The 23,922-nt window shown below is 60.8% G+C and carries 22 protein-coding genes; 18 read left to right on the plus strand and 4 right to left on the minus strand.

The genetic code is table 11. The annotated features are described in order from the left end of the window. Window positions 1–71 precede the first annotated feature (71 nt). Both AS026_RS21355 and AS026_RS21360 read right to left on the minus strand, forming a co-directional pair. Complete coding sequence (locus AS026_RS21355; protein ID WP_062371623.1) at window positions 72–863, minus strand: aldolase; 792 nt, start codon at window positions 861–863, stop codon at window positions 72–74. A gap of 28 nt (window positions 864–891) precedes the next feature. After that, the gene (locus AS026_RS21360) at window positions 892–1,596 is read right to left on the minus strand and encodes a haloacid dehalogenase type II (protein ID WP_062371625.1); all 705 of its coding nucleotides are present in this window, start codon (window positions 1,594–1,596) and stop codon (window positions 892–894) included. Window positions 1,597–1,686: 90 nt separating this feature from the next. On the opposite strand from AS026_RS21360, the gene AS026_RS21365 reads away from it, so the two are divergent. After that, window positions 1,687–2,586 carry a LysR family transcriptional regulator gene (locus AS026_RS21365; protein ID WP_062371627.1) on the plus strand — a complete coding sequence of 300 codons (900 nt, stop codon included), beginning with the start codon at window positions 1,687–1,689 and terminating at the stop codon, window positions 2,584–2,586. A 173-nt stretch (window positions 2,587–2,759) separates the two neighbouring features. Here AS026_RS21365 and AS026_RS21370 read toward each other — a convergent pair whose 3' ends face one another. Both AS026_RS21370 and AS026_RS21375 read right to left on the minus strand, forming a co-directional pair. Next, the gene (locus tag AS026_RS21370; RefSeq protein WP_082728568.1) at window positions 2,760–4,688 is read right to left on the minus strand and encodes an adenylate/guanylate cyclase domain-containing protein; all 1,929 of its coding nucleotides are present in this window, start codon (window positions 4,686–4,688) and stop codon (window positions 2,760–2,762) included. 141 nt (window positions 4,689–4,829) lie between these two features. Next, a complete protein-coding gene (locus AS026_RS21375; protein WP_425349825.1) occupies window positions 4,830–5,453 on the minus strand; it encodes a GntR family transcriptional regulator in 624 nt (207 codons plus the stop codon). 371 nt (window positions 5,454–5,824) lie between these two features. On the opposite strand from AS026_RS21375, the gene AS026_RS21380 reads away from it, so the two are divergent. The 17 genes from AS026_RS21380 to AS026_RS21460 all read left to right on the plus strand — a co-directional run bounded on the left by AS026_RS21380 (window position 5,825) and on the right by AS026_RS21460 (window position 23,921). Continuing rightward, window positions 5,825–6,949, plus strand: a complete 1,125-nt coding sequence (locus tag AS026_RS21380; protein WP_062371709.1) for a BMP family ABC transporter substrate-binding protein — start codon at window positions 5,825–5,827, stop codon at window positions 6,947–6,949. 18 nt (window positions 6,950–6,967) lie between these two features. Next, complete coding sequence (locus AS026_RS21385; RefSeq protein ID WP_062371634.1) at window positions 6,968–8,098, plus strand: ABC transporter permease; 1,131 nt, start codon at window positions 6,968–6,970, stop codon at window positions 8,096–8,098. Next, a complete protein-coding gene (locus AS026_RS21390) occupies window positions 8,098–9,024 on the plus strand; it encodes an ABC transporter permease (protein ID WP_062371711.1) in 927 nt (308 codons plus the stop codon). Before AS026_RS21385 ends, AS026_RS21390 begins: the two co-directional genes overlap by 1 nt. 10 nt (window positions 9,025–9,034) lie before the next feature. Further along, complete coding sequence (locus AS026_RS21395; protein WP_062371636.1) at window positions 9,035–10,051, plus strand: formamidase; 1,017 nt, start codon at window positions 9,035–9,037, stop codon at window positions 10,049–10,051. 9 nt (window positions 10,052–10,060) lie between these two features. Continuing rightward, window positions 10,061–10,762, plus strand: coding sequence for a biuret amidohydrolase (gene biuH, locus AS026_RS21400; RefSeq protein WP_062371714.1), 702 nt, complete (start codon window positions 10,061–10,063; stop codon window positions 10,760–10,762). Further along, window positions 10,762–11,823 (plus strand): cyanuric acid amidohydrolase, encoded by a 1,062-nt coding sequence (atzD, locus tag AS026_RS21405; RefSeq protein ID WP_062371638.1) that lies wholly within the window; start codon window positions 10,762–10,764, stop codon window positions 11,821–11,823. Before biuH ends, atzD begins: the two co-directional genes overlap by 1 nt. Next, on the plus strand, window positions 11,820–13,370 hold the full coding sequence (locus AS026_RS21410; RefSeq protein WP_062371639.1) for an ABC transporter ATP-binding protein: 1,551 nt from the start codon (window positions 11,820–11,822) through the stop codon (window positions 13,368–13,370). Before atzD ends, AS026_RS21410 begins: the two co-directional genes overlap by 4 nt. Continuing rightward, entirely contained in the window at window positions 13,370–14,038 is a 669-nt protein-coding gene (locus tag AS026_RS21415) for a cysteine hydrolase family protein (RefSeq protein ID WP_062371641.1), read from the plus strand. Before AS026_RS21410 ends, AS026_RS21415 begins: the two co-directional genes overlap by 1 nt. Continuing rightward, window positions 14,031–14,384, plus strand: a complete 354-nt coding sequence (locus tag AS026_RS21420; RefSeq protein WP_062371643.1) for a cupin domain-containing protein — start codon at window positions 14,031–14,033, stop codon at window positions 14,382–14,384. The genes AS026_RS21415 and AS026_RS21420 overlap by 8 nt, the downstream gene beginning before the upstream one ends. Next, on the plus strand, window positions 14,381–16,210 hold the full coding sequence (gene atzF, locus AS026_RS21425) for an allophanate hydrolase (RefSeq protein WP_062371646.1): 1,830 nt from the start codon (window positions 14,381–14,383) through the stop codon (window positions 16,208–16,210). The genes AS026_RS21420 and atzF overlap by 4 nt, the downstream gene beginning before the upstream one ends. A gap of 365 nt (window positions 16,211–16,575) precedes the next feature. Continuing rightward, entirely contained in the window at window positions 16,576–17,901 is a 1,326-nt protein-coding gene (locus AS026_RS21430; protein WP_062371648.1) for an ABC transporter substrate-binding protein, read from the plus strand. Window positions 17,902–18,002: 101 nt separating this feature from the next. Continuing rightward, on the plus strand, window positions 18,003–18,971 hold the full coding sequence (locus AS026_RS21435) for a carbohydrate ABC transporter permease (RefSeq protein ID WP_025658500.1): 969 nt from the start codon (window positions 18,003–18,005) through the stop codon (window positions 18,969–18,971). Continuing rightward, window positions 18,968–19,921, plus strand: a complete 954-nt coding sequence (locus tag AS026_RS21440; protein ID WP_025658499.1) for a carbohydrate ABC transporter permease — start codon at window positions 18,968–18,970, stop codon at window positions 19,919–19,921. The genes AS026_RS21435 and AS026_RS21440 overlap by 4 nt, the downstream gene beginning before the upstream one ends. Next, a complete protein-coding gene (locus AS026_RS21445; protein ID WP_062371658.1) occupies window positions 19,918–20,133 on the plus strand; it encodes a hypothetical protein in 216 nt (71 codons plus the stop codon). The genes AS026_RS21440 and AS026_RS21445 overlap by 4 nt, the downstream gene beginning before the upstream one ends. A gap of 3 nt (window positions 20,134–20,136) precedes the next feature. Beyond that, entirely contained in the window at window positions 20,137–21,234 is a 1,098-nt protein-coding gene (locus tag AS026_RS21450; protein WP_062371660.1) for an ABC transporter ATP-binding protein, read from the plus strand. Further along, window positions 21,227–22,234 carry an ABC transporter ATP-binding protein gene (locus AS026_RS21455; RefSeq protein ID WP_062371662.1) on the plus strand — a complete coding sequence of 336 codons (1,008 nt, stop codon included), beginning with the start codon at window positions 21,227–21,229 and terminating at the stop codon, window positions 22,232–22,234. The genes AS026_RS21450 and AS026_RS21455 overlap by 8 nt, the downstream gene beginning before the upstream one ends. A 46-nt stretch (window positions 22,235–22,280) precedes the next feature. Next, window positions 22,281–23,921 (plus strand): dihydroxyacetone kinase subunit DhaK, encoded by a 1,641-nt coding sequence (locus AS026_RS21460; protein WP_062371665.1) that lies wholly within the window; start codon window positions 22,281–22,283, stop codon window positions 23,919–23,921. The last annotated feature ends 1 nt before the right edge of the window (window position 23,922 follow it).

The raw sequence follows: 23,922 nt of genomic DNA on the forward strand, positions 1-23,922 counted from the left end.
CCCGCGTCCTTTCGCTGGTCGGAAGGACGCGCCGGTGCCCTATCGAACATCGGCGCGATCGCCGTCCTTCTCTATGACCTGTAGTCTGGCGCCGTGACATCAAGCCTGCGCTTGAGGCTTTCCAGGTGCAGGCGGGCGCTTTCTGGGTCGCCTTCCCGCATCTGCCTTGCAGTGGCAGCGGCAATTTCCGGCTTTACCGGCAGCAAGGGTCGTCCTGTGCTCATGGCCTTCAACTGAGCCTCCGCCGCCCGCTCGAGATAATAGAGATCGTCCCAGGCCTCCGCGATGTTGGGCGCGCAGACCATGACGCCATGGTTCTTCATAAAGAGAATATCCTTGTCACCAAGAACGGTCGCCAGACGATCGCCTTCCCGCTCATCGAGCGCAAGACCGTGATAGTCCGTGTCAACCGCGGTGCGTCCATAGAACTTCAACGCGGTCTGTCCGGCCCAGACAAGCGGTTCCCCTTCGATCATGCTGAGCGCCGTCGCATTCGGCATATGGGTGTGAAATGCCGCGCCAATGCGCGGCGCCATCTTGTGCAGGCGGGCATGAATGAAGAAGGCCGTTGCCTCCGGTTCACCATCGCCGGACAGCACATTGCCGTCGAAATCACAAATCAGCAGTCTGGAGGCCGTTGCCTCCTCGAAGGCCCAGCCGAGCCGGTTGACAAGAAAGAGGTCGGCATGTCCCGGCACGAGAGCCGAGAAATGATTGCATATCCCCTCTTCGAGGCCATGCCGTGCGGCTGCCCTCAGACAGGCGGCCAAATCCACACGCGCCTGCCATACCTCCTGGGCGTCGAGGTCGGTGTTTCGCAGTATTGCCGGTGCCGACTGTCCGCGCTTGAGTTCATGGGCCATGACAAAATCTCCTTAAAAACAATTGGCCCTATTCCATCCAGCCTGCGGCGGAAAGCAAGTCGGGAAGCTCGTCAAGTCGGGCAATAATTGCGTCCGGCGCGTAGTCGGCAAGCGGCTTGCGGCCGGTTCCGCGGTCGACCCATACCGTTTTGAAGCCAAGCTCCCTCGCCGCAGCGAGATCGAGATGAGGGCTTGCACAAACATGAACCAGTTGTTCCTTTTCGACGCCAAGCTCTTGCCAGGCATATTGGAATATCTGTCTTGTCGGCTTGTAGGCTCCGGCCTGCTCTGCCGTGATCACCCGATCGACCCAACCGCCGAGTTGCGCAACATTTCCGGCTATGATCGCATCGTCCGTATTGGAGATAATGGCAAGTTTGAACCCCGCCGCCTTCAGTCTGGCCAATGTCTCAACCACCTCCGGAAAAGGCGGCATGCGGCTGATGGATGAGGTGAGAAGATCCGCGTCGCCGGGCGATACCTCGAGGGCGAATTCCTTCATCGCCAGCGCAAGAGCGGTTGCGCTTACATCCTGGAACGAACGGTGTGGACGCTCCGCCTCGAGCCGATGCTCGTGCCGGTCGTACACGGCAATGAAAACATCCCGGTCGATCGATCGCCTATTTCCTGCGAGGATCCTGTCCATTGCCGCAAGCAAGCCTTCGTCCCACTGGATGAGGGTGCCATAGCAATCGAAGGTCAGCCATTTCGGGTGCGGTCCTGAAAGTGTCATCTCGGTCTCCTGATTGTTTCCAGGCAGGATTGACATCGGGCGCCATGATTTGGAAATTAAATGTCACCATGTTTATTATTGGAAACGCAAATGAGCTTCGGTTTCGACCTCGACCTTCTGCGCACTTTTACCGCCGTCGTCGAGACAGGCGGGTTTACACGGGCGGCTGAGCGCGTTCACCTCACGCAATCAACGATCAGCCAGCAGGTCAAGAAGCTCGAGACCAATCTTGGACGCACGCTTCTCATCCGCGACCGCGCCTCGGGCCGTGTGCGAACGACAGAGGAGGGTGAACTGCTGATGAGCTACGCCCGGCGGATACTGTCGATCTTGGCGGAGGCAGACGAAGCTCTGGGCCGCTCGGTCCCGGTTCCGAAGACCGTGCGGCTCGGCGTTCCGGAAGACTTTGCCGGGCGGCGGATGATTGACCTGCTCTCCGGCTTTGCGCGGACCACTTCACATACGAGGCTCGATACGATCAGCGGCTGGAGCGTCGAGTTGCGAAGGCTTCTTCAAGCGGGAGAGCTCGATCTAGCCCTAATCAAGCGCGAGCCGGGCGATGGCAGCTGTATTGCCAAGTGGGAGGAACCGCTGAGTTGGGTGGGTAGCCGAACCCTTTCCGGCGGGACCGATCCGATCCCGCTCGCGGTGTTTCCACCCGGGTGCATCTATCGCGAACGGGCCATCCGGGCGATCGAGGAAAGTGGAAGACGTTGGCGTATCGCCTATTCGAGCCAAGGCCTGATGGGAGTTCAGGCGGCGGTTGCATCCGGGCTTGGCATCAGCTTGCTTCCCGTCGATGCAATACTGCCCGAGCATCAGCCGTTGAATGATGCTGACGGTTTTGCGCAGGAACCGGCGTCCGAGCTTGCGCTAATCGCGGCCACAAGGAAGCTGGAACCTGCGGTCAGGGAGACGGCCGATTTTCTGATAGCGAACCTGACCGCGCTGAGGCGAAGCACCAAAACGCCGATCGCCCGCGTGAACTGATTTCGGCCCTGATTGCTGCGAGCACACACAAGGCCGTTTCGCTCTGACCAAAATCTGGCCCACCGTCGGGAAAAACGAAACCCTATAAGACCTGGCGATACCGGCAAAGACGGGATCGAACACCGGCCACCGGCAACGTCGAACTTTGCTGCGCAGGATCGAAGAGGTTTCAACTAGCAAACAAGCTCGAACACCTCGATCTGTTCGAAACGGCCCTTGGCTTGCGCCAGTCCAAGAGACCGAAAACGGAATGCATCTCCCGCCTTTGCGGTGATCGCCCTGCTTGCGAGGATAGAGGTGCCGAACTCCTTGTTCATGCCTTCCAGACGGGAAGCAACGTTGACCGTGTCGCCCATAGCTGTGTACTGGCGACGGGTCTGGGCACCAACACTGCCGACAACCGCCGGCCCGGTATGAAGACCGAACCGGGTGATGAATTCCGGGCGTCCCGAGGCCCGGCTTGCCGCATTGAATTCGTCGATCGCCGCCTTTAGCGCCAGGGCGCAACGACAGCCGTTCTGCACGTGCTGAGGATCCGGCACCGGTGCGTTCCACATGCCGAAAATCGAGTCACCCAGATATTGGACGATAACGCCGTTATGCTGCTCCACGATATCGTTCATCAACTGGAAATAGGACGAGAGCAGCGCAGTCACGCTTTCCGGGGAATACTGTTCCGAAATTGTCGTAAAATCCCGGATGTCGGTAAAAAGCAGGGTGACGTCCTGACGCGAGGCAACCCCGGTTTCGACTTTCCCGGCGCTCACGATCTTGCGGACAAGTTCCCGCGGCACATAAAGAGAAAAATTACGGATCGCGTCACGTGCTGCGGCAAGTGCGTTTGCGAGAATGTTGATCTCGGCGATCATGGAGCGGTAGGCTCCCTGTCCCTTGAAATCCAGATCCCCAATCTGCCTGGCTTCGGCAGCCAGGGAAAAGAGCGCATTGCTGATGAGCCGCGCGACGACGAGCGCTGCCACAATACCCGCAACAAGAACACCACCGGCAATCATCAGCGTCTTGATCAGCAAGCGGTTGCTTGGACCGACAAAGTCGTCGACAGGTGCCGCAATGACGAGCGTGTTGCCCTTGAGCAGCCCGGAAAACTCGACCGGCGAGATCTGGGCCATGTATGGCACCCCCGCAACCGAAAAATGCGCCACACCTCCCCTGGTGCCGGCTTCCGTCAGCAGCAATTGCCTGACCGCGTCGAAGGCCGGATCCCCTGAATAGGGTGCAGCAACTTCATCGCGCGAGGTATTGGAAAGCGTTTCGAGGATTAGAGCCATGATCGACGGGTCAGAGTGGACGATCAGGCGCCGGTGATCGTCGAAAACATAGCCACGTGCATGTGTCGATATTGCTTCCTCGTTCAGCAAGCTGCTGATGGTTTCCAGAAGCACGTCTGCGCCCGCCACGACGCGCCTGTCCTTTTCCATGGGCGTGGCGAGCGTCAGGCTCAGTGACTGCGTCGCGGCGGTGACATATGGGCCAACCGAGGCGGGCCCATCTTTTGCAACGGCAGCGCGATACCAGAGCCGTTGCCGAGGATCGTAAGTCACGTTTTTGCTGTCGCGCTCGGCGAGCAGGTTGCCGTTGACATCCAGGAACCGCCAGGTGGACGTCATCCCATCCGTGGATTGCCCAATGGTAATCAGTGCAAATGCAGTGCCGGACGGTGCTGAAAGGACTTGGCTCCATTTCGGATTGGTGAGGACACTGGCTGCCTGAATAAAGGAACCGTCCGGATAGCCGGCATACAAGCTGTCCAGTTTCGGTGACCCCTGCAGCGCCTTCAGCAGGAAGTCGCGCTTTGCGTCGACCTCCGCCGGCGGCGCCGATACCATTGGTGCCAGGGCCGAGCTTGTCTCGATGGCGGAATAGCCGCTGTCGAGGACGCTGCGATAGTGATCGAGCGCATGCAAGCTCAACAGCCGCATCTTCTCCTGCGCGGCTTCGATCGCGGATGAGCGCCCATGTTGGTATGTAAGCCACATCAGCGGCGTGCAGACGCTTACGAGCAGGAATACGATCACGATGCTGAGGTGCAGGCGTAGCGGCTGGGACCAAGGCATCTCGGGATCGTTTCGCGAGGAAGACACTTTCACTTCCTCCACTTAAGGCCAGCCTGTCTAAGTCTTATGGCGTCTTTGCCCTTGGTCATTTCTGAGGTCGCCGTATTCGTTCACGGCCTTATCTTTCACCGATTTCGGGCCTGAGCAAGATGGATCGGCCACAGCTTCTCAGGCGTTCTTCACTGTGGCGAATGTTATGCTTGCGTCGCTCACGATGGCAACGTGCGAATAGGCTGCCCGACCGGCAGCCGCCGAATCTCCACGCATGATCGCTGTCACGATGACATCGTGCTCGTCATAGGATTTCGCCAGGCGGCCGGGCAGGCGGAACTGCGCCCGGCGGAATGGTGCCAGTCGTGCGCGGGTTTGCGTCACCAATTCGAAGATGTGCTCGTTATGGGCGCCACGATAAAGGCGAGTGTGAAACTCCGTATTGTGCGCGGCGTAGGCTTCTTCGGCTCCAGCGTGCACCAGCCTTGCCGAGGCCCGATGCTCGAGTTCGAGGGAGCGCCGCTCATCGACCGTCATGCGTTCGGCCGAGAGCCGTGCGCAGATCGCCTCCAATTCCGACATCGCCTCGAACATCGAATGCAGATAGGCCTCCGTCACGTTCGCGACGACGGCACTGCGGTTGGGCTCGCGATCGACGAGCCCCATGGCGCCAAGTTCGCGCAGCGCCTCCCGGACCGGCGTGCGGGAGACATCGAAGCGGGCGGCCAGCGAGATCTCATCCATCCTCTCGCCGGGGACGAAAGTGCCGGTCACAATCATATCCGCGATGGCGCGAACCATCTGCTCGACGGTCGTACCCGCCCTGATTACCTGCCTGCGCTTGATCTCTGTCACGATCCTGATTCTTGCTACGTCAACTGCATACAGATGCGACCGGTTAGCCGACAAGTCAATTATCTTCTTGTTTCTAGAGGCATTGCGTTGCCCCAGCGAGTTTTTGTGAAGGGCCAGACGACAAGGGAATGAGTGAATAGTAATCATCGATTAAATTTTGGTCATTCCGACTGTTAAACTGCATACAGTTTGGACAGGCGGAACAGTACGGCGAATAATGGTGCTATATTTCAATGACTTAGAATATGGCACGGTCATTGCATACACTTTTCTGCAACGTTTTTTTCGAACCGGCCCTGGCCGCAAGGAGCATTCCGATGACCAAACTCCTTTCCATGAACCGCCGCCACTTCCTGCAGGCTTCCGCCGCCGGCGCACTCGCCTTGACGCCAGGCCTGCTGTCGGGCCGCGCTCTTGCCCAGACCGCACTCACTGTCGGCTTCATCTATGTCGGCCCCAAGGACGACTACGGCTACAACCAGGCCCATGCCGAAGGGGCGGCGGCGCTGAAGGCCCTGCCGGGCGTGACGATCGTAGAAGAAGAGAATGTCCCCGAAACCGTCGATGTCCAGAAGACGATGGAGTCGATGATCAACCTCGATGGCGCGACGCTGATCTTCCCGACGTCGTTCGGCTACTTCGACCCGCATATGCTGGCGATGGCGGCAAAGTATCCGGATGTCCAGTTCCGCCATTGCGGTGGCCTCTGGCAGGAGGGCAAGAACCCCTTAAACACGGGTTCCTATTTCGGCTACATCTTCCAGGGCCAATACCTGAACGGGGTCGCGGCTGGCTACACGTCGAAAAGCAAGAAGCTCGGCTTCGTCGCGGCCAAGCCCATTCCGCAGGTGCTGCAGAACATCAACGCCTTCCTGCTCGGGGCACGCTCGGTCGATCCCTCGATCACCTGCCAGGTGATCTTCACGGGCGAGTGGTCGCTTGCCGTCAAGGAGGCCGAAGCGACCAACGCGCTGATCGACCAGGGCGCGGATGTTATCACCTGCCATGTCGACAGCCCGAAGGTTGTTGTCGAGACGGCAGCCGGTCGCGGCGCCTTCGTCTGCGGCTACCACGCAAACCAGAGCCCGCTGGCGCCTGAAAAATATCTGACCGGTGCCGAATGGGCGTGGGGCAACGTCTACACCGATTTTGTCAAGAAGGCCCAGGCCGGCGAGAAGCTCGGCAATTTCGTGCGCGGTGGCCTCAAGGATGGCTTCGTCAAGATGAGCCCGCTCGGACCTGCCGTGCCAGCCGAAGGACGGACGAAGTTCGACGCAACGCTCGCCGAGATGATGACGGGCAAGTTCTCCGTCTTCAAGGGGCCGATCAAGGACAACAAGGGCAACGTCGTCGTCACGCCCGACAAGAGCTATGCCGAAGATGCCATCGAGCTCGAGAGCATGGCGTATCTCGTGGAAGGCGTCGTCGGATCCACGGCCTGACCCGGAGGGAGAAGCGTCATGACAGTCGAGGCGAATACCTCAGCAATAGCCATCGCTTCCCAACGATCGTCCGTAGTTAGACCCATCCTTGAGTGGGTCGCACGACGCGCGGAACCTGTCGTCATCAGTTGCGGCGCGATCCTGATCGGGCTGGCGCTCTTCTCCATCTTCATTCTGGTGATCGGCAAATCGCCGGCCACCTTGTTCCAATTGATGTACACAGGCGGTTTCGGCAGCTGGTTCTCGATCCAGAACAGCCTCAGCCGCGCCGCCCCCCTTCTCCTGACGGCGCTTTGCGTCGCCTTGCCGGCGCGTCTCGGGCTCGTCATCATCGGCGGCGAGGGCGCGGTCGTATTGGGTGGCGTTGCTGCGGCGGCGGCCGCATTACCGTTCGTCGGAACGCTGCCCGCCTTCCTCGTTCTGCTGCTCATGGCGGCGGCGGCGATGCTCGTTGGCGGCATCTGGATCGGTCTTGCCGGCTTCCTGCGGCACTATCGCGGGGTCAACGAGACCATTTCTTCGCTGCTGCTTGCCTATATCGCCATCGCCCTCATGAACCAGTTCGTCGAAGGGCCACTGCGCGATCCGGCGAGCCTCAACAAACCCTCCACCACCCCCCTGCCCGCCGAATACATGCTCGGCAAGATACCCGGAATGGATGTGCACTGGGGGCTCGCAATCGGCGTTGTCGCCTGCATCGTCTCGTGGGTGCTGATCGAGGTCACGAGCTATGGCTTCGCGGCGCGCATCGCCGGCGGCAATGTTCGCGCCGCGCAGATACAGGGGTTGCCGGTCGGTCGCCTGATCGTCGGCTTCACGGCGATCGCCGGCAGCTTTGCCGGCCTTGCGGGCATGATCGAGGTCGCCGCCGTCCAAGGCAGCGCCAATGCCTCGCTGGCGGCGGGCTACGGCTATACCGGTATCCTCGTCGCCTTCCTGGCGCGGCACAATCCACTGGCGATCATTCCGGTCGCCATCCTGCTTGGCGGCATCGATGCGTCGGGCGGCCTCATCCAGCGCCGCATGGCCTTGCCTGACGCAACGGTCCTGGTGCTGCAGGGCATGCTCTTCGTCGTCATCCTCTTTTGCGAGACCTTCTACGGTCGCTTCAAGATCTTCAATCCCGACCTCTGGAAAAGGAGCCCATGATGGAAGCGAGCGGCATCGGCATCTGGGGTGTACCCCTCGCCGTCCTTGCGGGCGCGATCCGCGTCTCGACGCCCTTCATCTTCGTCAGCCTCGGCGAGACCATCACCGAACGCTCCGGCCGCATCAACCTTGGCCTCGAAGGTACACTGGTCTTCGGGGCCATGACGGCCTACGCGGTCGCCGTGCTTACCGGCTCGCCCTGGCTCGGCGTGCTGGCGGCCATGGGCTCCGGCACCGTCTTCGGCCTCATGCACGGATGGATCTGCAAGTGGCCGAAGGTAAACGACATCGCGATCGGCATTGCCATGATGCAATTCGGGCTGGGACTGGCCTTCTTTCTCGGCAAGCCCTTCATTCAGCCGGCAGCACCGCATCTGCCGTCGATCCCGCTCGGTGGGTGGTCCAACCTTCCGCAGGTTCAGGCGGCACTGAACATCAATGTGCTCTTCATCGTGGGCGGCGCGCTGGCTCTCTTCCTGTGGTGGGGGTTCAAGAACACCCGTGTCGGTCTCGTATTGCGCGTTGTCGGCGACAGCACCGATGCGGCACGGGCGATGGGGATCAATCCGGATCGTGTCCGGCTGCTCGCCACCGGCGTCGGCGGATCGCTCGCCGCCTTGGGCGGGGCCTATCTCTCGCTCTACTACCCCGGCTCCTGGAACGAAGGCATTTCTTCCGGACAGGGCCTGATGGCGGTGGCGCTGGTGATCTTCGCGCGCTGGAACCCGATGGGCTGCTTCCTGGCCGCCCTTCTCTTCGGCGGCGCCGGCGCACTGGGTCCTGCCTTGCAGTCGGTCGGCGTCACGCAGGGCTACTACCTGTTCTATGCGGCTCCCTACGTGCTGACGCTCGTCATCCTCATTGCCACGTCCTCACCAACACGTTCGCTTGCCGGTGCCCCCGGCGCATTGTCGCTCACGAAATAGGGGATCTGCCATGAATGGTCTCGGCGGCCTTAACAAATCGGAACATGGCGTCGGCATTGGCCTCGTTCAGCTTCAGCTTCCTGTCACGGTCACCAGGGAGGACCTTGCAAGGCAGACCAAGGTTATCGTCGACCTCGTTGGCAAGGCCCGTCGCAACCAGGCAGGTATGGATCTGGTTGTCTTCCCCGAGTATGCGCTGCATGGCCTCTCGATGGACATCAATCCCGAGATCATGTGTTCGCTCGACGGGCCGGAGGTTGCTGCCTTCACGAATTCCTGCCGCGAAAACCGCATCTGGGGCTGTTTCTCGATCATGGAATTCAATCCGGATGGGATGCCGTACAATTCGGGCATCGTCATCGACGACAGAGGCGAACTGAAACTCCATTATCGCAAGATGCATCCATGGGTGCCGGTCGAGCCCTGGGAGCCCGGCAATTTCGGCATTCCGGTGATCGAGGGACCAAAAGGCGCGAAGCTCGCACTGATCATCTGCCATGACGGGATGTTTCCGGAGATGGCCCGGGAGTGTGCTTACAAGGGCGCCGAGATCATGATCCGGACGGCCGGCTATACCGCTCCGATCCGCGACAGCTGGAAGTTCACCAACCAGTCTAACGCCTTCTGCAATCTGATGGTGACCGCAAGCGTCTGCATGTGCGGTTCGGACGGCACGTTCGACTCCATGGGCGAAGGCATGATCTGCAATTTCGACGGCACGATCATCGCCCACGGCACGTCCGGTCGTCCGAACGAGATCATCACCGCCGAGGTCCGCCCCGACCTGGTGCGTGAGGCGCGGCGCAGCTGGGGCGTCGAGAACAATATCTACCAGTTCGGCCATCGCGGTTATGTCGCCGTCGCCGGCGGCGCGGGGGACGCGCCTTACAGCTACATGCACGATCTCATCGCGGGCCGGTACCGGTTGCCCTGGGAAGATGAGGTCAAGGTCGTCGACGGGACGTCCTGCGGCTTCGACAAGCCGGCGCGACGCTATGGCGAAACTTTCAAACTTGCGGGCGAATAGGAGATGACGATGGATGCGATGGTCGAAAACAAGGGACGCTACATCAATGCCGATCCCTATGCCTGGCCCTACAACGGCGCGCTGAGGCCGGACAACACGGCGCTCGTCATCATCGACATGCAGACGGATTTCTGCGGTCCAGGCGGCTACGTGGATCATATGGGCTATGATCTCTCGCTCGTGCGCGCACCGATCGAGCCAATCAAGAGGGTCCTTTCGGCCATGCGCGCCAAGGGCTATCACATCATACACACCCGGGAGGGTCATCGGCCCGATCTCGCCGACCTGCCGGCGAACAAGCGCTGGCGCTCGCAGCGTATTAACGCTGGCATCGGCGATGCCGGCCCTTGCGGCCGCATCCTCGTTCGCGGGGAGCCGGGCTGGGATATTATAGACGAGCTGAAACCGATCGAGGGCGAGACGATCATCGATAAGCCCGGCAAGGGCTCTTTCTGTGCCACGGATCTGGAGTTGATCCTCAACCAGAAGCGGATCGAGAACATCATCCTGACAGGCATCACCACCGATGTCTGCGTTCACACGACGATGCGCGAGGCCAACGATCGCGGCTTTGAGTGCCTGCTGCTCGAGGATTGCTGCGGCGCCACCGATCATGGCAACCACCTCGCGGCCATCAAGATGGTGAAGATGCAGGGCGGCGTATTCGGATCTGTGTCCAACGCGGCTACCCTGATCGAGGCCCTTCCCTGATGCCCTCCTTGCGTGCTCATGTCTTTCGCGTCCCGGCAGGCAGTCCGGACGATGTCACCGGTGTCGAAGCCCTGTTTGCCGGCCTAGTTGACGCCTCCGACGTGGTCGCCGTGCTTGGCAAGACCGAGGGCAACGGCTGCGTCAACGACTTCACCCGCGGCTACGCCACACGCAGCTTCGAGCGGCTGTTCGATGAGCAGGATGTAGAAGGCGTCTCCATCGTCATGTCCGGCGGCACGGAAGGCGCGCTCTCGCCTCACTGGACCATCTTCACGCGCAAACAGGTCGAGGAGCCCGGAGAAGGGGCTCTGGCAATCGGCGTGGCGCGCACCCCTGCCCTGCCGCCTGAACAACTCGGCAGGCGAGAACAGGTCCGCATGGTGGCGGCGGCGGTTAAAGCCGCCATCCGCGATGCCGGGATCGAGGACGCCGCCGATGTCCACTTCGTGCAGATCAAATGCCCGCTGCTGACCTCTGAGCGGATTGCCGACGCGGAATCAGCCGGCAAGACGACGGCGACGCGCGATACGCTGAAATCAATGGCGCTGTCACGCGGCGCGTCGGCCCTTGGCGTTGCCGTTGCACTTGGCGAGGTGGATATCGACGCCATCGACGACACTGACATCTGTAGCCGCTTCGATCTCTATTCCCGATGCGCCTCGGCTTCTTCAGGCGTCGAGCTCTTGGATCATGAGGTCATTGTACTCGGCATGAGCGCAAAATGGTCCGGGCCTCTCACCATCGACCATGCCGTCATGCGGGACGCGATAGACACTGGATCCGTCCGCGCTGCCTGGGATCGTCTGCCGGCGGAAGGAAGGCTCGCGGCCGTGCTGGCCAAGGCCGAACCGGATCCGTCCGGTCACGTTGGTGGCAGGCGCCATACCATGCTGAACGATTCCGATCTCGCCGGCACACGCCATGCCCGCGCGTTTGTGGGCGGCGTACTCGCCGGCGTCTTCGGCATGACCGACTTATACGTATCGGGCGGTGCCGAACATCAGGGACCGCCAGGTGGCGGGCCGGTGGCAATTATCGTCGAAAAAGGAGACCTGAAGTGAGCATCGTACGCGACACGCCTCTTCCCCAGGCTGGCAAGGCCGTCGGCATCCAGACGCTCGACATGACGATGCGGTTTGCCAGCTTCACGGCGCTCGACCACGTATCGATCGATATCCCGGCCGGAACCTTCCATGCGCTCCTCGGCGAGAACGGCGCCGGCAAGTCAACGCTCGTCAAGTGCATCATGGGCTTCTACCATCAAACCTCGGGTTCGCTCTCGGTCGATGGGCGCGAAGTGGCGATCGCCTCTCCCAGGGATGCGGCAACCTATGGGCTCGGCATGGTCTACCAGCATTTCACGCTGGTGCCGTCGCTGACGGGCGCGGAAAACCTCGTCATCAGCCGGGCTGCCGTGCCCGCGGTGATCAACTGGGTCAAGGAGCGTAGGGACCTTGCAGCCTTCATGGAGCACATGCCGTTCAAGATTCCGCTCGATCGCCCCGTCAGCGAGCTGGCCGCCGGCGAAAAGCAGAAGCTCGAAATCGTCAAGCAGCTCTATCTCGGCCGCAGTTTTCTGGTGCTCGACGAACCGACATCCGTGCTGACGCCAGCCGAGGCGGACGAAATGCTCGGACTGGTGCGCGGCATGACGGATCGCGGCGAGCTGACCGTCCTGATGATCTCACACAAGTTCCATGAGGTGACGAAGTTCGCCGACGCAGTTTCGATCCTGCGGCGCGGCAAGCTGGTCGGCGGCGGCGGGGTCGGCCAGCTGTCGACCTCAGAGATGGCGGCGATGATGATTGGCGACGTCAAGCTCGCCCAGCTCGACACACGCGTGCCAGTGTCTGAGATGGCAAAGCCTGTTCTCAAGGTGGAAAAGGTCAAGGCACCGGATCGCTCGGGGTTGAAAACCATTGAGATCGAGACGCTGACGGTTCGCTCCGGCGAAATCGTCGGGATCGCCGGCATATCGGGCAGCGGCCAGAAAGAGCTGACGGAGATCCTGGCCGGCCAGCGGCCGACCGAGGCGGGCAGCGTGCTTGTCAACGGCGACGCCTACGGCGCGACACGGCCCGAAACGCGCCGGAACAATGTGCGCTTCATTCCCGAGGAGCCTCTTCAGAATGCCTGCGCGCCGCGCATGACCGTCAGCGAGAATATTGCCTTCCGTACATTCGATCTCAAAAGCGACGGAAAAGATGCGATATGGCTCAACAAGGGCAGGATGAAGAAGCGGGCGACGGATCTGATCGCCGATTTCAAGGTCAGGACCGCCTCCTCCGCCTCGCCGATCGCAGCCCTTTCCGGCGGCAATGTGCAACGCGCGGTGCTGGCGCGTGAATTGACTGGCGAGGTCGATCTCCTGATCGTTTCCAACCCGTGCTTCGGCCTCGATTTTTCGGCTGTGGCGGAAATCCGTGCTCGCATCATGAGGGCGCGCAACTCCGGAGCTGCCGTGCTGCTGCTGTCGGAGGATCTCGACGAACTGTTGGAGATGTCCGACCGGATCATGGTCATCTCGGACGGCAAGCTGGTCTACGAAACCCCGGCGCGCGCGGCCGATATCTCGGTCATCGGCGCGCATATGGCAGGACATCACTGATGGCAGACATCAAGGCACAACCTTTTGCCTTTCCGGCCAGGCCCGACCAACTGGCGCTGATCGTCATCGACATGCAGCGTGACTTTGCCGAGCCAGGCGGTTTCGGCGCAAGCCTCGGCAACGATGTCAGCCGCATCACCAGGATTATTCCCGACGTCAAACGGTTGATTGAGGGATTTCGCGAGGCCGGCCTGCCTGTCATTCACACCATGGAGTGCCACAAGCCGGATCTTTCCGATCTGCCTCCCGCCAAGCGCAACCGCGGCGCTCCAACCCTTCGGATCGGCGATGACGGGCCGATGGGGCGGATCTTGATTGCCGGAGAGGCTGGGACGGCGATCCTGGCGGAGCTCGCCCCCGTCGAGGGCGAAATCGTGATCGAGAAGCCGGGCAAAGGGGCATTTTACGCGACCGAACTCGGCGACATCTTGAAAGCGAGGGGCATCAGCCAGCTTGTCTTTGCCGGCGTCACAACCGAGGTCTGCGTTCAGACGACCATGCGCGAAGCCAATGATCGCGGATACGAATGCCTTCTCGCCGAAGAAGCTACCGAGAGCTATTTTCCCGAGTTCAAGGATGCCGCCATCGCCATGATCCGCGCCCAGGGCGGGATCGTCGGATGGACTTCACATGTGGACGACATATTGGAGGCGATTGGTCATGCCTGAGACTACACGCGAGCTTCTGACGCTAGGTGGCTGGAAAGAGCTGACTTTCTCTCCATTTCGTGAGGATGTTTCGATCCACTGGATCCGCCCTTTCGAAAACGATCAGCCGGGGGTCGCCCTTTTGAAATACGAGGCCGGGGCCTCCGTACCGCGGCATCGACACGAGGGGCTCGAAACCATCCTGGTCCTGGAAGGCACACAATCCGATGAGGCCGGCGACTACGGCCGCGGCAGCTACGTCGTGAATGCGGCTGGAACCGAGCATTCCGTGTGGAGTGACACCGGCTGCGTGGTGCTGATCCAATGGGATCGGCCCGTAAGGATACTGGAAGAGGAAATAGCATGACCGGCGCACCGGCTTTCGACATCGCATCGCTGCACGCATTCTACGCTTTGGGTGGAACCCCCGACACGATCATTGGCCGGGTGTTTGCGCGCCTGGCCGAAGTCAACGATCCGGGTATCTTTCTTCACATCTCCGATCGCGAGGCGCTGCTTGCCGAAGTGGAAGCGCTGGGTCCGTTTGATGCCGAGGCCAAGCCGCTCTGGGGCATCCCCTTTGCCGTGAAGGACAACATCGATGTCGCCGGCATGCCGACAACGGCTGCCTGCCCTGACTATTCCTATGTAGCGGCTGTTGATGCGACCGTCGTTCGCTTGCTCAAACAGGCCGGGGCCCTCGTCATCGGCAAAACAAACCTCGACCAGTTCGCCACGGGCCTCGTGGGCGTCCGCTCGCCCTACCCGATCCCTCGCAACGCCATCGACGCCAACCTCGTTCCCGGCGGTTCCAGCTCCGGCTCGGCCGTCGCCACCGCCCAAGGGATCGTCAGTTTCGCGCTCGGAACGGATACGGCCGGGTCCGGCCGTATCCCCGCAGGACTTAACAACATCGTCGGCCTCAAGCCGAGCGTCGGCGCCCTTTCGACAGCGGGGGTGATACCGGCCTGCCGCACGCTCGATTGTGTTTCCATATTTGCCCTTACCGTCGATGATGCATGGCGTGTCTTCGACACCACCGCGCGCTACGACGCGGCGGATGCTTACTCGAAGGACATACCCGCATCCGGCTATGGTTCTCTTCCGCCGGTCCTGAGCATCGGGGTTCCTGCAAAGGCAGACCGCCGGTTCTTTGGCGACGCCACCATGGAGGCTTCGTATGAGAACGCGCTCGCGATGCTGACGATGCTCGGCCATCGCGTGGTCGAGGTGCCGTTCGGAGATTTCTACAAGGTTGCCAATCTGCTCTACGAAGGCGCCTGGGTGGCGGAACGCTATGCCGCGGTGAAGCCCTTCTTCGATGCCAACGAGGCAAGTTTCCATCCGGTCACACGCAAGATCTACGGTGGCGCGAAGGCGCTGAGCGCAGCCGATGCCTTCAATGGTCTCTACGCACTTCAGGCTCTGAAGCAGACAGTGCAGCTGCTCATCGACGCTGTCGACGTCTTCTGTGTGCCGACGGCCCCGAGCCACTACACGCTGGCCGACCTCGCCGCCGAACCGATCCGCGAGAACTCGCGGCTTGGGACCTATACCAATTTCGTCAATCTGCTCGATATGTGCGGGATCGCCGTGCCGACTGGCAAGCGTGCCGACGGCCTCCCGGCGAGCGTGACCCTTTTGGCACCGTCCGGCCGGGATGGCCTGGCGGCGTCCCTTGCCCGAGAGATCCACCAAGCAGCCGGTGTCAGTCTGGGAGCGACAAGCTGGTCTCTGCCACCGGCTTTTCCGAAGCCGGCGAGAATTGATGAGGATGGGATGATCGATCTCGTTGTCGTCGGTGCGCATCTCTCCGGCATGCAACTAAACGTCCAACTGCGCGACCTCTACGCCGTTTTCTCTCGGCAGGCGCAGACATCGGATGCCTACAGGCTCTATGCCCTTGCCGGCCAGGTGCCCGCCAAGCCAGGGATGATCCGTGTCGAGGCCGGCAGAGGCGGCCGCATCGACGTGGAAGTCTGGCGCTTGACGCCCGCTGCCTTCGGGCAATTCGTGGCGGCAATACCCTCCCCTCTCGGAATTGGCTCAATCAGTCTGTCAGACGGAACTGTAGCAAAGGGCTTCCTTGTTGAGCCCGCAGGGATAACAGGGGCCACCGACATCACCAGCTATGGCGGCTGGCGCAACTATGTGGCGGCGGACACCGACCGGAGAGCGCGAAGCGCAGGCTGATCAATCCCGGCGATTGTGGATCGCAGAGCCGGGGAGTTCTCACTCATCTGTTACGGCAGCGCCAGCTGCCAAGATAACCGGCTGCGTTGCCACGACGCCAATGCGGTCGCTCTCTGGCTCCGTTTCTGAGGTAACCGCGGTCGGTTCAACCGGCAGCAATGATCTTGTGGCCATGGGCGCAGGTAAGCATGGAGGTCAGCAATTGCTGCGGAGCAACAACGATTGCCACTTGCAATGTTTATAAAAATATCTATCACTAAACATCTTGCTAAACATGAGAGTTGAGGAGTTCATGTAGGCATTCTCGCAAATGGGTGAACTTGCGCGGTCGGCGGGGAGCCGGCCTTTGGTTCTGGGAGGAACTTATGCAAAAGAAATCGAAAGCCCTTCTCGGGCTGGCCTCGGCGTTCATCATCTCGTCGGCGCTGCCCAATCTCGCCAAAGCCGACCAATTGACGCTCTGCTGGGCCGCATGGGATCCGGCAAACGCACTGGTCGAACTCTCCAAGGATTTCACCGCCAAAACCGGCACTGAAATGAAGTTCGAGTTCGTACCGTGGACGAGCTATGCAGACCGCTTCCTCAATGAACTGAACTCCCATGGCAAGCTCTGCGACCTGATCATCGGCGACAGCCAGTGGATCGGTGGCTCGGCTGAAAACGGCCACTACGTCAAGCTCAATGACTTCTTCGACAAGGAAGGCATCAAGATGGATGACTTCGTGCCGGCGACGGTTGTCGGCTATTCGGAATGGCCGAAGAATACGCCGAACTATTGGGCGCTGCCCGCCATGGGCGACGTGGTCGGCTGGACCTACCGCAAGGACTGGTTCGAGCGGCCGGAACTGCAGAAGGAATTCAAGGCAAAGTATGGTCACGATCTCGCGGCGCCAAAGAGCTACGACGAGCTGAAGCAGATCGCCGAGTTCTTCCAGAAGCGCGAGATCGATGGCAAGACCGTCTACGGCGCCTCGATCTATACGGAGCGCGGCTCTGAAGGCATCACGATGGGCGTGACCAACGTCCTCTATGATTGGGGCTTCCAGTACGACAACCCAGACAAGCCCTACGAGATGGAAGGCTTCGTCAATTCGCCCGATGCGGTCAAGGGACTGGAGTTCTACAAGGCGCTCTATGACTGCTGCACACCGCCCGGCAGCTCCAACGTCTACATGGTTGAATCCGCCGACGCCTTCAAGTCCGGCCAGGTGGCCATGCAGATGAACTTCGCCTTCACATGGCCGGGTCTCTACAAGGATGAGAAGGTCGGTGGCGACAAGATCGGCTTCTTCCCCAACCCGGCGGAAAAGAAACATTTCGCCCAGCTTGGCGGACAGGGTATCTCGGTCGTCTCATACTCCGACAAGAAGGACGCGGCGCTGCAGTACATCAAGTGGTTCGCCCAGCCTGAAGTGCAGGCCAAGTGGTGGCAGCTCGGCGGCTACTCGTGCCTCAAGTCAGTTGTGAACGCCCCGGACTTTGCGTCCAGCCAGCCATATGCCCAAGCATTCCTGGACTCGATGGCGATCGTCAAGGATTTCTGGGCCGAGCCGAGCTACGCAACCCTCCTGCAGGACATGCAGAAGCGCGTTCATAACTATGTCGTGGCTGGCAACGGCACGGCTCAGGAGGCGCTCGATGGCCTCGTGAAAGACTGGACCGAAGTCTTCAAGGACGACGGCAAGATCTAGTGTCCGGCTGGACGCAAAACATTCTTGCCAGAATGGCGGCCCGGATCGCCAAGACTGCCGGGCCGCCACGTGTCTCACATACGCAAAGACCAGGTGATATCTTGAACATTTCATCTTCCTCCATGGTCGAAAAGGCAGCTGACGCGACTGCGAGGGCGACGCCGATATCAGTCGCACGCCGTGTCCGAGGACTATCCGACCGAGCGATTGCCTGGTTGTTCATTGCACCGGCCATCATCCTGCTTCTCGCCATCAACATCTTCCCGCTCATCTGGGCGATCTATCTGTCCTTCACGAACTATCGTGCCAACCGCCCGAATGCGCCTGTTCTGAACGTCGGATTTAGCAACTACCAGCGTGTCCTGAACGACCCCGATATCTGGCAGGCCATGCAGACGACGGCGCATTTCGTGTTTTGGACGATCCTGCTGCAGACGGTTATCGGCTTTACGCTCGCCTATCTGATCGATCGCAAGTTTCGTGGCCACGCCTTCTGGACGACGCTCATCCTGATACCGATGATGCTGTCTCCGGCTGTTGTCGGAAATTTCTGGCGCTTTCTCTACGAGCCGCAGATTGGTCTTTTCGCCTACGCGGTTTCGCTCATCACCGGCATTCCGACTGCCGACATCCAGATGCTCGGCAGTGTCACGCTGGCGCCTTGGGCCATCATCATTGTCGATACCTGGATGTGGACGCCTTATGTCATGCTGATCTGCCTGGCGGGCCTGCGCTCCATCCCGGACTACATCTATGAGGCAGCCGAGGTCGACCGCGCCTCCCCATGGCGGCAATTCTGGTCGATCACCGTGCCGATGGCCCTGCCTTTCATCATGCTCGCCGTACTGTTCCGCGGCATCGAGAACTTCAAGATGTTCGACATGGTTACACTGTTGACGGGGGGTGGCCCGGGTTCGACCACCGAAGTGGCCTCGATCACCTTGAAGCGCACGGCCTTCGAGAGCTGGGCAACAGGTCGGGCCTCTGCCTTTGCCATCATACTCTTCGTTGCCGTGTTCGGCCTCGCCAACATCTACGTCAAGGCACTCAACAAGGTGAAGCAACGATGAGCTCCGTCACCTCAGCCCATTCCGTCGTCGAACCGAGCCGGGCCAACAAGCGGATCGCCGGCACCATCGTGATCCTCTACGCCCTGATCACCATGATCCCGCTCGTCTGGATCTTCCTGACCAGCATCAAGTCTCCGCCGGACTCCATCAGCTATCCTCCGAAGATCATCTTCACACCGACGCTGGAAGGCTACTGCAACCTCCTGACAACAAGGACGCGGCAAACGCCGGAATACATCGCCTCCCTGCCCGCGCCGACAGGCACCTGCGACGAGGTCACCCGCAAGCGCAACATGGTGATCGCCGGTCCCTCGAATTTCCTGCCGCGCTTTGCCAACTCGCTGGTGATTGCCTTCGGCTCGACATTCCTGGCCGTCTCATTGGGAACGCTGGCCGCCTATGGCTTCTCGCGTTTCAGGGTCCCCCTTGCCGACGACCTGTTGTTCTTCATCCTGTCGACCCGCATGATGCCGCCGATCGCCGTCGCCATCCCAATCTATCTCATGTACCGGGAGCTTGGTCTTTCCGACACGGCGCTGGGCATGATCCTGCTTTACACCGCGGTCAACGTCTCTCTTGCAGTCTGGCTCCTGAAGGGCTTCATAGACGAGATCCCGCGGGAGTACGAGGAGGCTGCGATGATCGATGGCTACACGCGGCTGCAGGCTTTCTGGAAAGTCGTCCTGCCGCAAGCAACGACCGGCATTGCCGCCACCGCGATCTTCTGTCTGATCTTTGCCTGGAACGAGTATGCCTTTGCGGCGCTACTGACATCGGGCGAAGCCCAGACGGCACCGCCCTTCATTCCGACCATTATCGGCGAAGGCGGTCAGGACTGGCCGGCGGTCGCGGCGGGAACAACGATCTTCCTGATCCCGATCCTCGTCTTCACCATTCTCCTGCGCAAGCAGCTCTTGCGTGGCATCACCTTCGGAGCGGTCCGCAAATGACCCACCTCGTAGAAACACCGCGCCGCCCACCTCGCCCGAAGCGCCCGTTCTTTCTGCGTCGCGGTCCAATGGAAAATATTGCAACCGCGTTGATTGCCATCGGCTTCCTCATGCTCTTCCAGCCATTCCTGTTGGTGCTCTACACCTACTCGCTGGTGACGCTGCTTGCGGGCACGGCCATGTTCATCATCGTCTCGAAGTTTCCGGAGTGAGCCATGGCGGACATCAGAATAGAAAATCTCCGCAAGCAATTCGGCAGCTTCGTCGCTGTGCAGGATTCAAGCTTTACCATCCATGACGGCGAATTCCTGGCACTGCTCGGTCCGTCCGGCTGCGGCAAGACGACGACACTGCGTATGATCGCCGGTCTGGAGCTGCCGACCAGCGGCAAGATCTATCTTGACGGCGAGGACGTCACCTTCAACCGCGCCAGCGCGCGCGATATCGCTTTCGTCTTCCAGCTCTTTGCGCTCTATCCACATATGAACGTGCGCAAGAACATCGGCTTTCCGCTGCTGTCGCAAGGCATGCCGAAGGCCGAGATCCGCCAGCGCGTCGAGGAAACCGCGCGGCTGCTGCAGATCGATCATATCCTTGACCGATCGGTCTCCGGTCTTGCCGGCGGTGACCGGCAGCGTGTGGCGCTCGGTCGCGCCATCGTACGCCGTCCGAAATGCTTCCTGATGGACGAACCGCTCGGGACGCTCGACGCCGAATTTCGCGAGGTCATGGTTCACGAACTTCGTGAACTGCACAACCGCATTCAAGCGACGACGGTGTACGTCACCCATGACCAGCATGAGGCGATGGCAATGGCCGACAAGATTGCCGTCATGAACCACGGGGTCATCGAGCAATTCGGTACGCCCCAGGAAATCTACAGCAAGCCCGCCACCATGTATGTCGCCGATTTCATCGGCTCGCCGTCGATGAATTTCATGCGCTTCACCTCGGGGCTGCAGACAGGCGCGCGATCCGTCTCGCTTGATGGGGTCGATGTCGCCGTTCCCGAGGTGCACCAGGACCTGGCCGAGGCCGAACTGGCGCTCGGGGTTCGGCCCGAGCATATTCGCCTGAGCGATACGTCGCCCTTGAGGGGAGCGGTCTATGGCAGCGAATACCTCGGGACCAATCAGGTCGTGACGATCGAGACGTCGAGCGGCGTCATCAAGGCGCGAGTTCCGGCAAACCGCAACTTCCGTATCGGCGAGACGGTCGGTCTTGACTTCAATTCGGCCAAGCTCGCGCTGTTTGACTGCCAGTCTGGCCGCGCCATTGCTTCGGCACTCTACTCGGAGGCCGAGCATGGCTGACATCGTCCTCAAGGGCCTCGACAAGCGTTTTGGCGATACGCAGGCTCTGTCTGATCTCAACCTTTCCATCCGCGATGGCGAGTTCGTCGTCCTGCTTGGGCCGACCGGTGCCGGCAAGACGACGACGCTGCGCCTCATTGCCGGCCTCGAACGACCGGATAGCGGACGCATCGAGATCAATGGTCGCAACGTCTCGGGCGAAGCGCCCGCCGAGCGCGACGTCGCCTTCGTCTTCCAGCAGTATTCGCTCTATCCGCACATGACGGTTTACGACAACCTCGCCTTCCCGCTGCGAGCGCCTGTGCGCAAGCTAGGGGCTGAAGAGATCGACCGTCGCGTGCGCGAAATTGCGCGTATGGTCCGGATCGACCACAAGCTTGAGAACCGTTCGACGCGTCTGTCGGGCGGGGAAATGCAGCGTGTCGCGATCGGCCGGGCGTTGGTCCGTCGGCCCGCCATCTACCTGATGGACGAACCCCTCTCGTCGCTCGATGCGAAGCTGCGTGCCGAACTGCGCCTGGAACTCAAACGGATCCAGAAGGAACTCGGTTCCACGTTGCTTTACGTGACCCACGACCAGGTCGAAGCCATGACGATGGCGGATCGGATCGGCATTGTTGCGGGAGGCAGGCTGTTGCAGGTCGGAACGCCGCGTGAAATCTACGGCAATCCCACCAGCCTCGATGTCGCTGCCCGGCTTGGCCAACCGCATATCAACTTGCTGCCTGCCGATCTCCTGCCAGGTGCCAATCCGCCCCCAGGTACCAGGACGATCGGTGCGCGAACCGAGCATCTCGATATCATGGTCGAAAAGAATGCCAATGCCGAAATCGACTGGATCGAGCACCTTGGCGACCAGAACCACCTTCACATCCGGGTGCGCGACCACAAGCTCGTCACACTTGCCGATCCATATCTCTCTATCCGGCCGGGTGATCGAATCAGCCTCACGTTACGCGATCCGCTCTATTTCGACGCCAGCGGCCAGCGTCTGGGCTAGAATTGAACGATACAAAACACACTGCATAAAAGACGGGTCTCTCTCCATGAAACATTTCTTCAATCGCCGGGAAACCATTGTTACCGAAGCCCTCGATGGTCTGCTCTTGACAAGCAGTGCCGGTCGTCTTGCCCGTCTCGATAGCTTCCCCGACATAAAGGTGATCCTGCGCGCGGATTGGGATAAATCGAAGGTCGCGATCATCTCCGGCGGCGGCGCGGGTCACGAGCCCTCGCATGCCGGCTTCGTCGGCGAGGGCATGCTGACAGCGGCTGTATCGGGCGAGATTTTTGCTTCGCCGAGCGTCGATGCCGTGCTGACGGCCATCCGTACGGTAACAGGCCCCAAGGGCGCCCTGCTGATCGTCAAGAACTATACGGGCGACCGGCTCAACTTTGGCCTCGCTGCCGAAAAGGCCCGTGCCGAAGGCTTCGATGTCGAGATGGTGATCGTTGCCGACGATATTGCGATCCCCGGAATCAACCAGCCCCGGGGCGTTGCCGGTACCTTGTTTGTGCATAAGATCGCCGGCTACCACGCCGAAGCAGGAGCCGGCCTGAAGACGGTCGCCGCACAAGCGGCTGCCGCAGCCCGAGATATCGTTTCGCTCGGCATGTCGCTTTCGACCTGCAGCGTTCCCGGTCAGGCGCATGAGGATCGGCTTGGCGCCAATGAAGGGGAGCTTGGCCTCGGCATCCATGGCGAGCCCGGTGTCGAGCGGATCGCCTTGCAACCGGTTGTCGACCTTGTCGCGACGATGACCGAACGACTGGCCGCAAGACTGGATAGTGCGCACGACCACGCACTGTTGATCAACAACCTTGGCGCAGTGCCGCCACTTGAGATGGGCGTCATTGCCAATGCCGTGTTGTCCTCGCCGGTCACGCGCCGCGTGCGCCTGATCGTCGGACCGGCACCGATGATGACCGCGCTCAACATGAACGGTTTTTCGCTTTCGCTCATTCGGCTGGACGCTGCTCGCGAAGCCGCGCTGAAGTCCGCAGTCGGGCCGCATGCCTGGCCACCCGTCGCCGAACGGCACGAGATCGCCATCGTTCCCGCCCCGGATAAGATATCTGGCCGGGATGAAGTGGCCTCGGCTAGCGATGACAGCCGGAGCCGTCGCCTTTTGACGGCGGTCTGCGAGCATCTGATTTCCCTCGAAAGCGAGTTGAATCGCCTCGATGGCCGCGTCGGCGATGGCGATACCGGTTCCACCGTGGCAACAGGGGCGCGTAGCGTTCTTTCCCGCATTGACACGCTGCCGCTGAAGGATGCTGGTGCCACCATGGCCTCGATCGGTGAGATCCTGAGCACGAGCATGGGCGGCTCCAGTGGCGTACTGCTCTCGATCTTTTTTACGGCTGCCGCAAAGGCCATGGCGGAAAAGGCTGATATAGCCGCTGCCCTGCTTGCCGGGCTCGATCGGATGACGTTCTATGGAGGCTCCGGCATCGGCGATCGCACGATGGTCGACGCGCTGGCGCCCGCACTCGCGGCCCTGGCATCAGGTGATGTCGCGGCCGCGGCGAAGGCTGCGGCTACCGGTGCTCAATCGACAAAGGCGATGCTGAAGGCGAAGGCCGGCCGCGCCTCCTATGTCGGTGAGAAGGATCTGGAGGGAGTGCCGGATCCGGGGGCTGTCGCTACGGCGGGCGTGTTCGAAGTCGTTGCAGCGCTGGCATGAA

The organism is Rhizobium altiplani (genome assembly GCF_001542405.1).
Taxonomy (GTDB): Bacteria; Pseudomonadota; Alphaproteobacteria; order Rhizobiales; family Rhizobiaceae; genus Rhizobium; species Rhizobium altiplani.

Excerpts from the sequence above, each read along its gene's own strand:
- AS026_RS21355 (WP_062371623.1), bottom strand. The coding sequence starts at position 863 with ATGGCCCATGAACTCAAGCGCGGACAGTCGGCACCGGCAATACTGCGA.
- AS026_RS21360 (WP_062371625.1), bottom strand. The coding sequence starts at position 1,596 with ATGACACTTTCAGGACCGCACCCGAAATGGCTGACCTTCGATTGCTAT.
- AS026_RS21365 (WP_062371627.1), top strand. The coding sequence starts at position 1,687 with ATGAGCTTCGGTTTCGACCTCGACCTTCTGCGCACTTTTACCGCCGTC.
- AS026_RS21375 (WP_425349825.1), bottom strand. The coding sequence starts at position 5,453 with ATGGTTCGCGCCATCGCGGATATGATTGTGACCGGCACTTTCGTCCCC.
- AS026_RS21380 (WP_062371709.1), top strand. The coding sequence starts at position 5,825 with ATGACCAAACTCCTTTCCATGAACCGCCGCCACTTCCTGCAGGCTTCC.
- AS026_RS21385 (WP_062371634.1), top strand. The coding sequence starts at position 6,968 with ATGACAGTCGAGGCGAATACCTCAGCAATAGCCATCGCTTCCCAACGA.
- AS026_RS21390 (WP_062371711.1), top strand. The coding sequence starts at position 8,098 with ATGGAAGCGAGCGGCATCGGCATCTGGGGTGTACCCCTCGCCGTCCTT.
- AS026_RS21395 (WP_062371636.1), top strand. The coding sequence starts at position 9,035 with ATGAATGGTCTCGGCGGCCTTAACAAATCGGAACATGGCGTCGGCATT.
- biuH (WP_062371714.1), top strand. The coding sequence starts at position 10,061 with ATGGATGCGATGGTCGAAAACAAGGGACGCTACATCAATGCCGATCCC.
- atzD (WP_062371638.1), top strand. The coding sequence starts at position 10,762 with ATGCCCTCCTTGCGTGCTCATGTCTTTCGCGTCCCGGCAGGCAGTCCG.
- AS026_RS21415 (WP_062371641.1), top strand. The coding sequence starts at position 13,370 with ATGGCAGACATCAAGGCACAACCTTTTGCCTTTCCGGCCAGGCCCGAC.
- AS026_RS21420 (WP_062371643.1), top strand. The coding sequence starts at position 14,031 with ATGCCTGAGACTACACGCGAGCTTCTGACGCTAGGTGGCTGGAAAGAG.
- atzF (WP_062371646.1), top strand. The coding sequence starts at position 14,381 with ATGACCGGCGCACCGGCTTTCGACATCGCATCGCTGCACGCATTCTAC.
- AS026_RS21430 (WP_062371648.1), top strand. The coding sequence starts at position 16,576 with ATGCAAAAGAAATCGAAAGCCCTTCTCGGGCTGGCCTCGGCGTTCATC.
- AS026_RS21440 (WP_025658499.1), top strand. The coding sequence starts at position 18,968 with ATGAGCTCCGTCACCTCAGCCCATTCCGTCGTCGAACCGAGCCGGGCC.
- AS026_RS21445 (WP_062371658.1), top strand. The coding sequence starts at position 19,918 with ATGACCCACCTCGTAGAAACACCGCGCCGCCCACCTCGCCCGAAGCGC.
- AS026_RS21450 (WP_062371660.1), top strand. The coding sequence starts at position 20,137 with ATGGCGGACATCAGAATAGAAAATCTCCGCAAGCAATTCGGCAGCTTC.
- AS026_RS21455 (WP_062371662.1), top strand. The coding sequence starts at position 21,227 with ATGGCTGACATCGTCCTCAAGGGCCTCGACAAGCGTTTTGGCGATACG.
- AS026_RS21460 (WP_062371665.1), top strand. The coding sequence starts at position 22,281 with ATGAAACATTTCTTCAATCGCCGGGAAACCATTGTTACCGAAGCCCTC.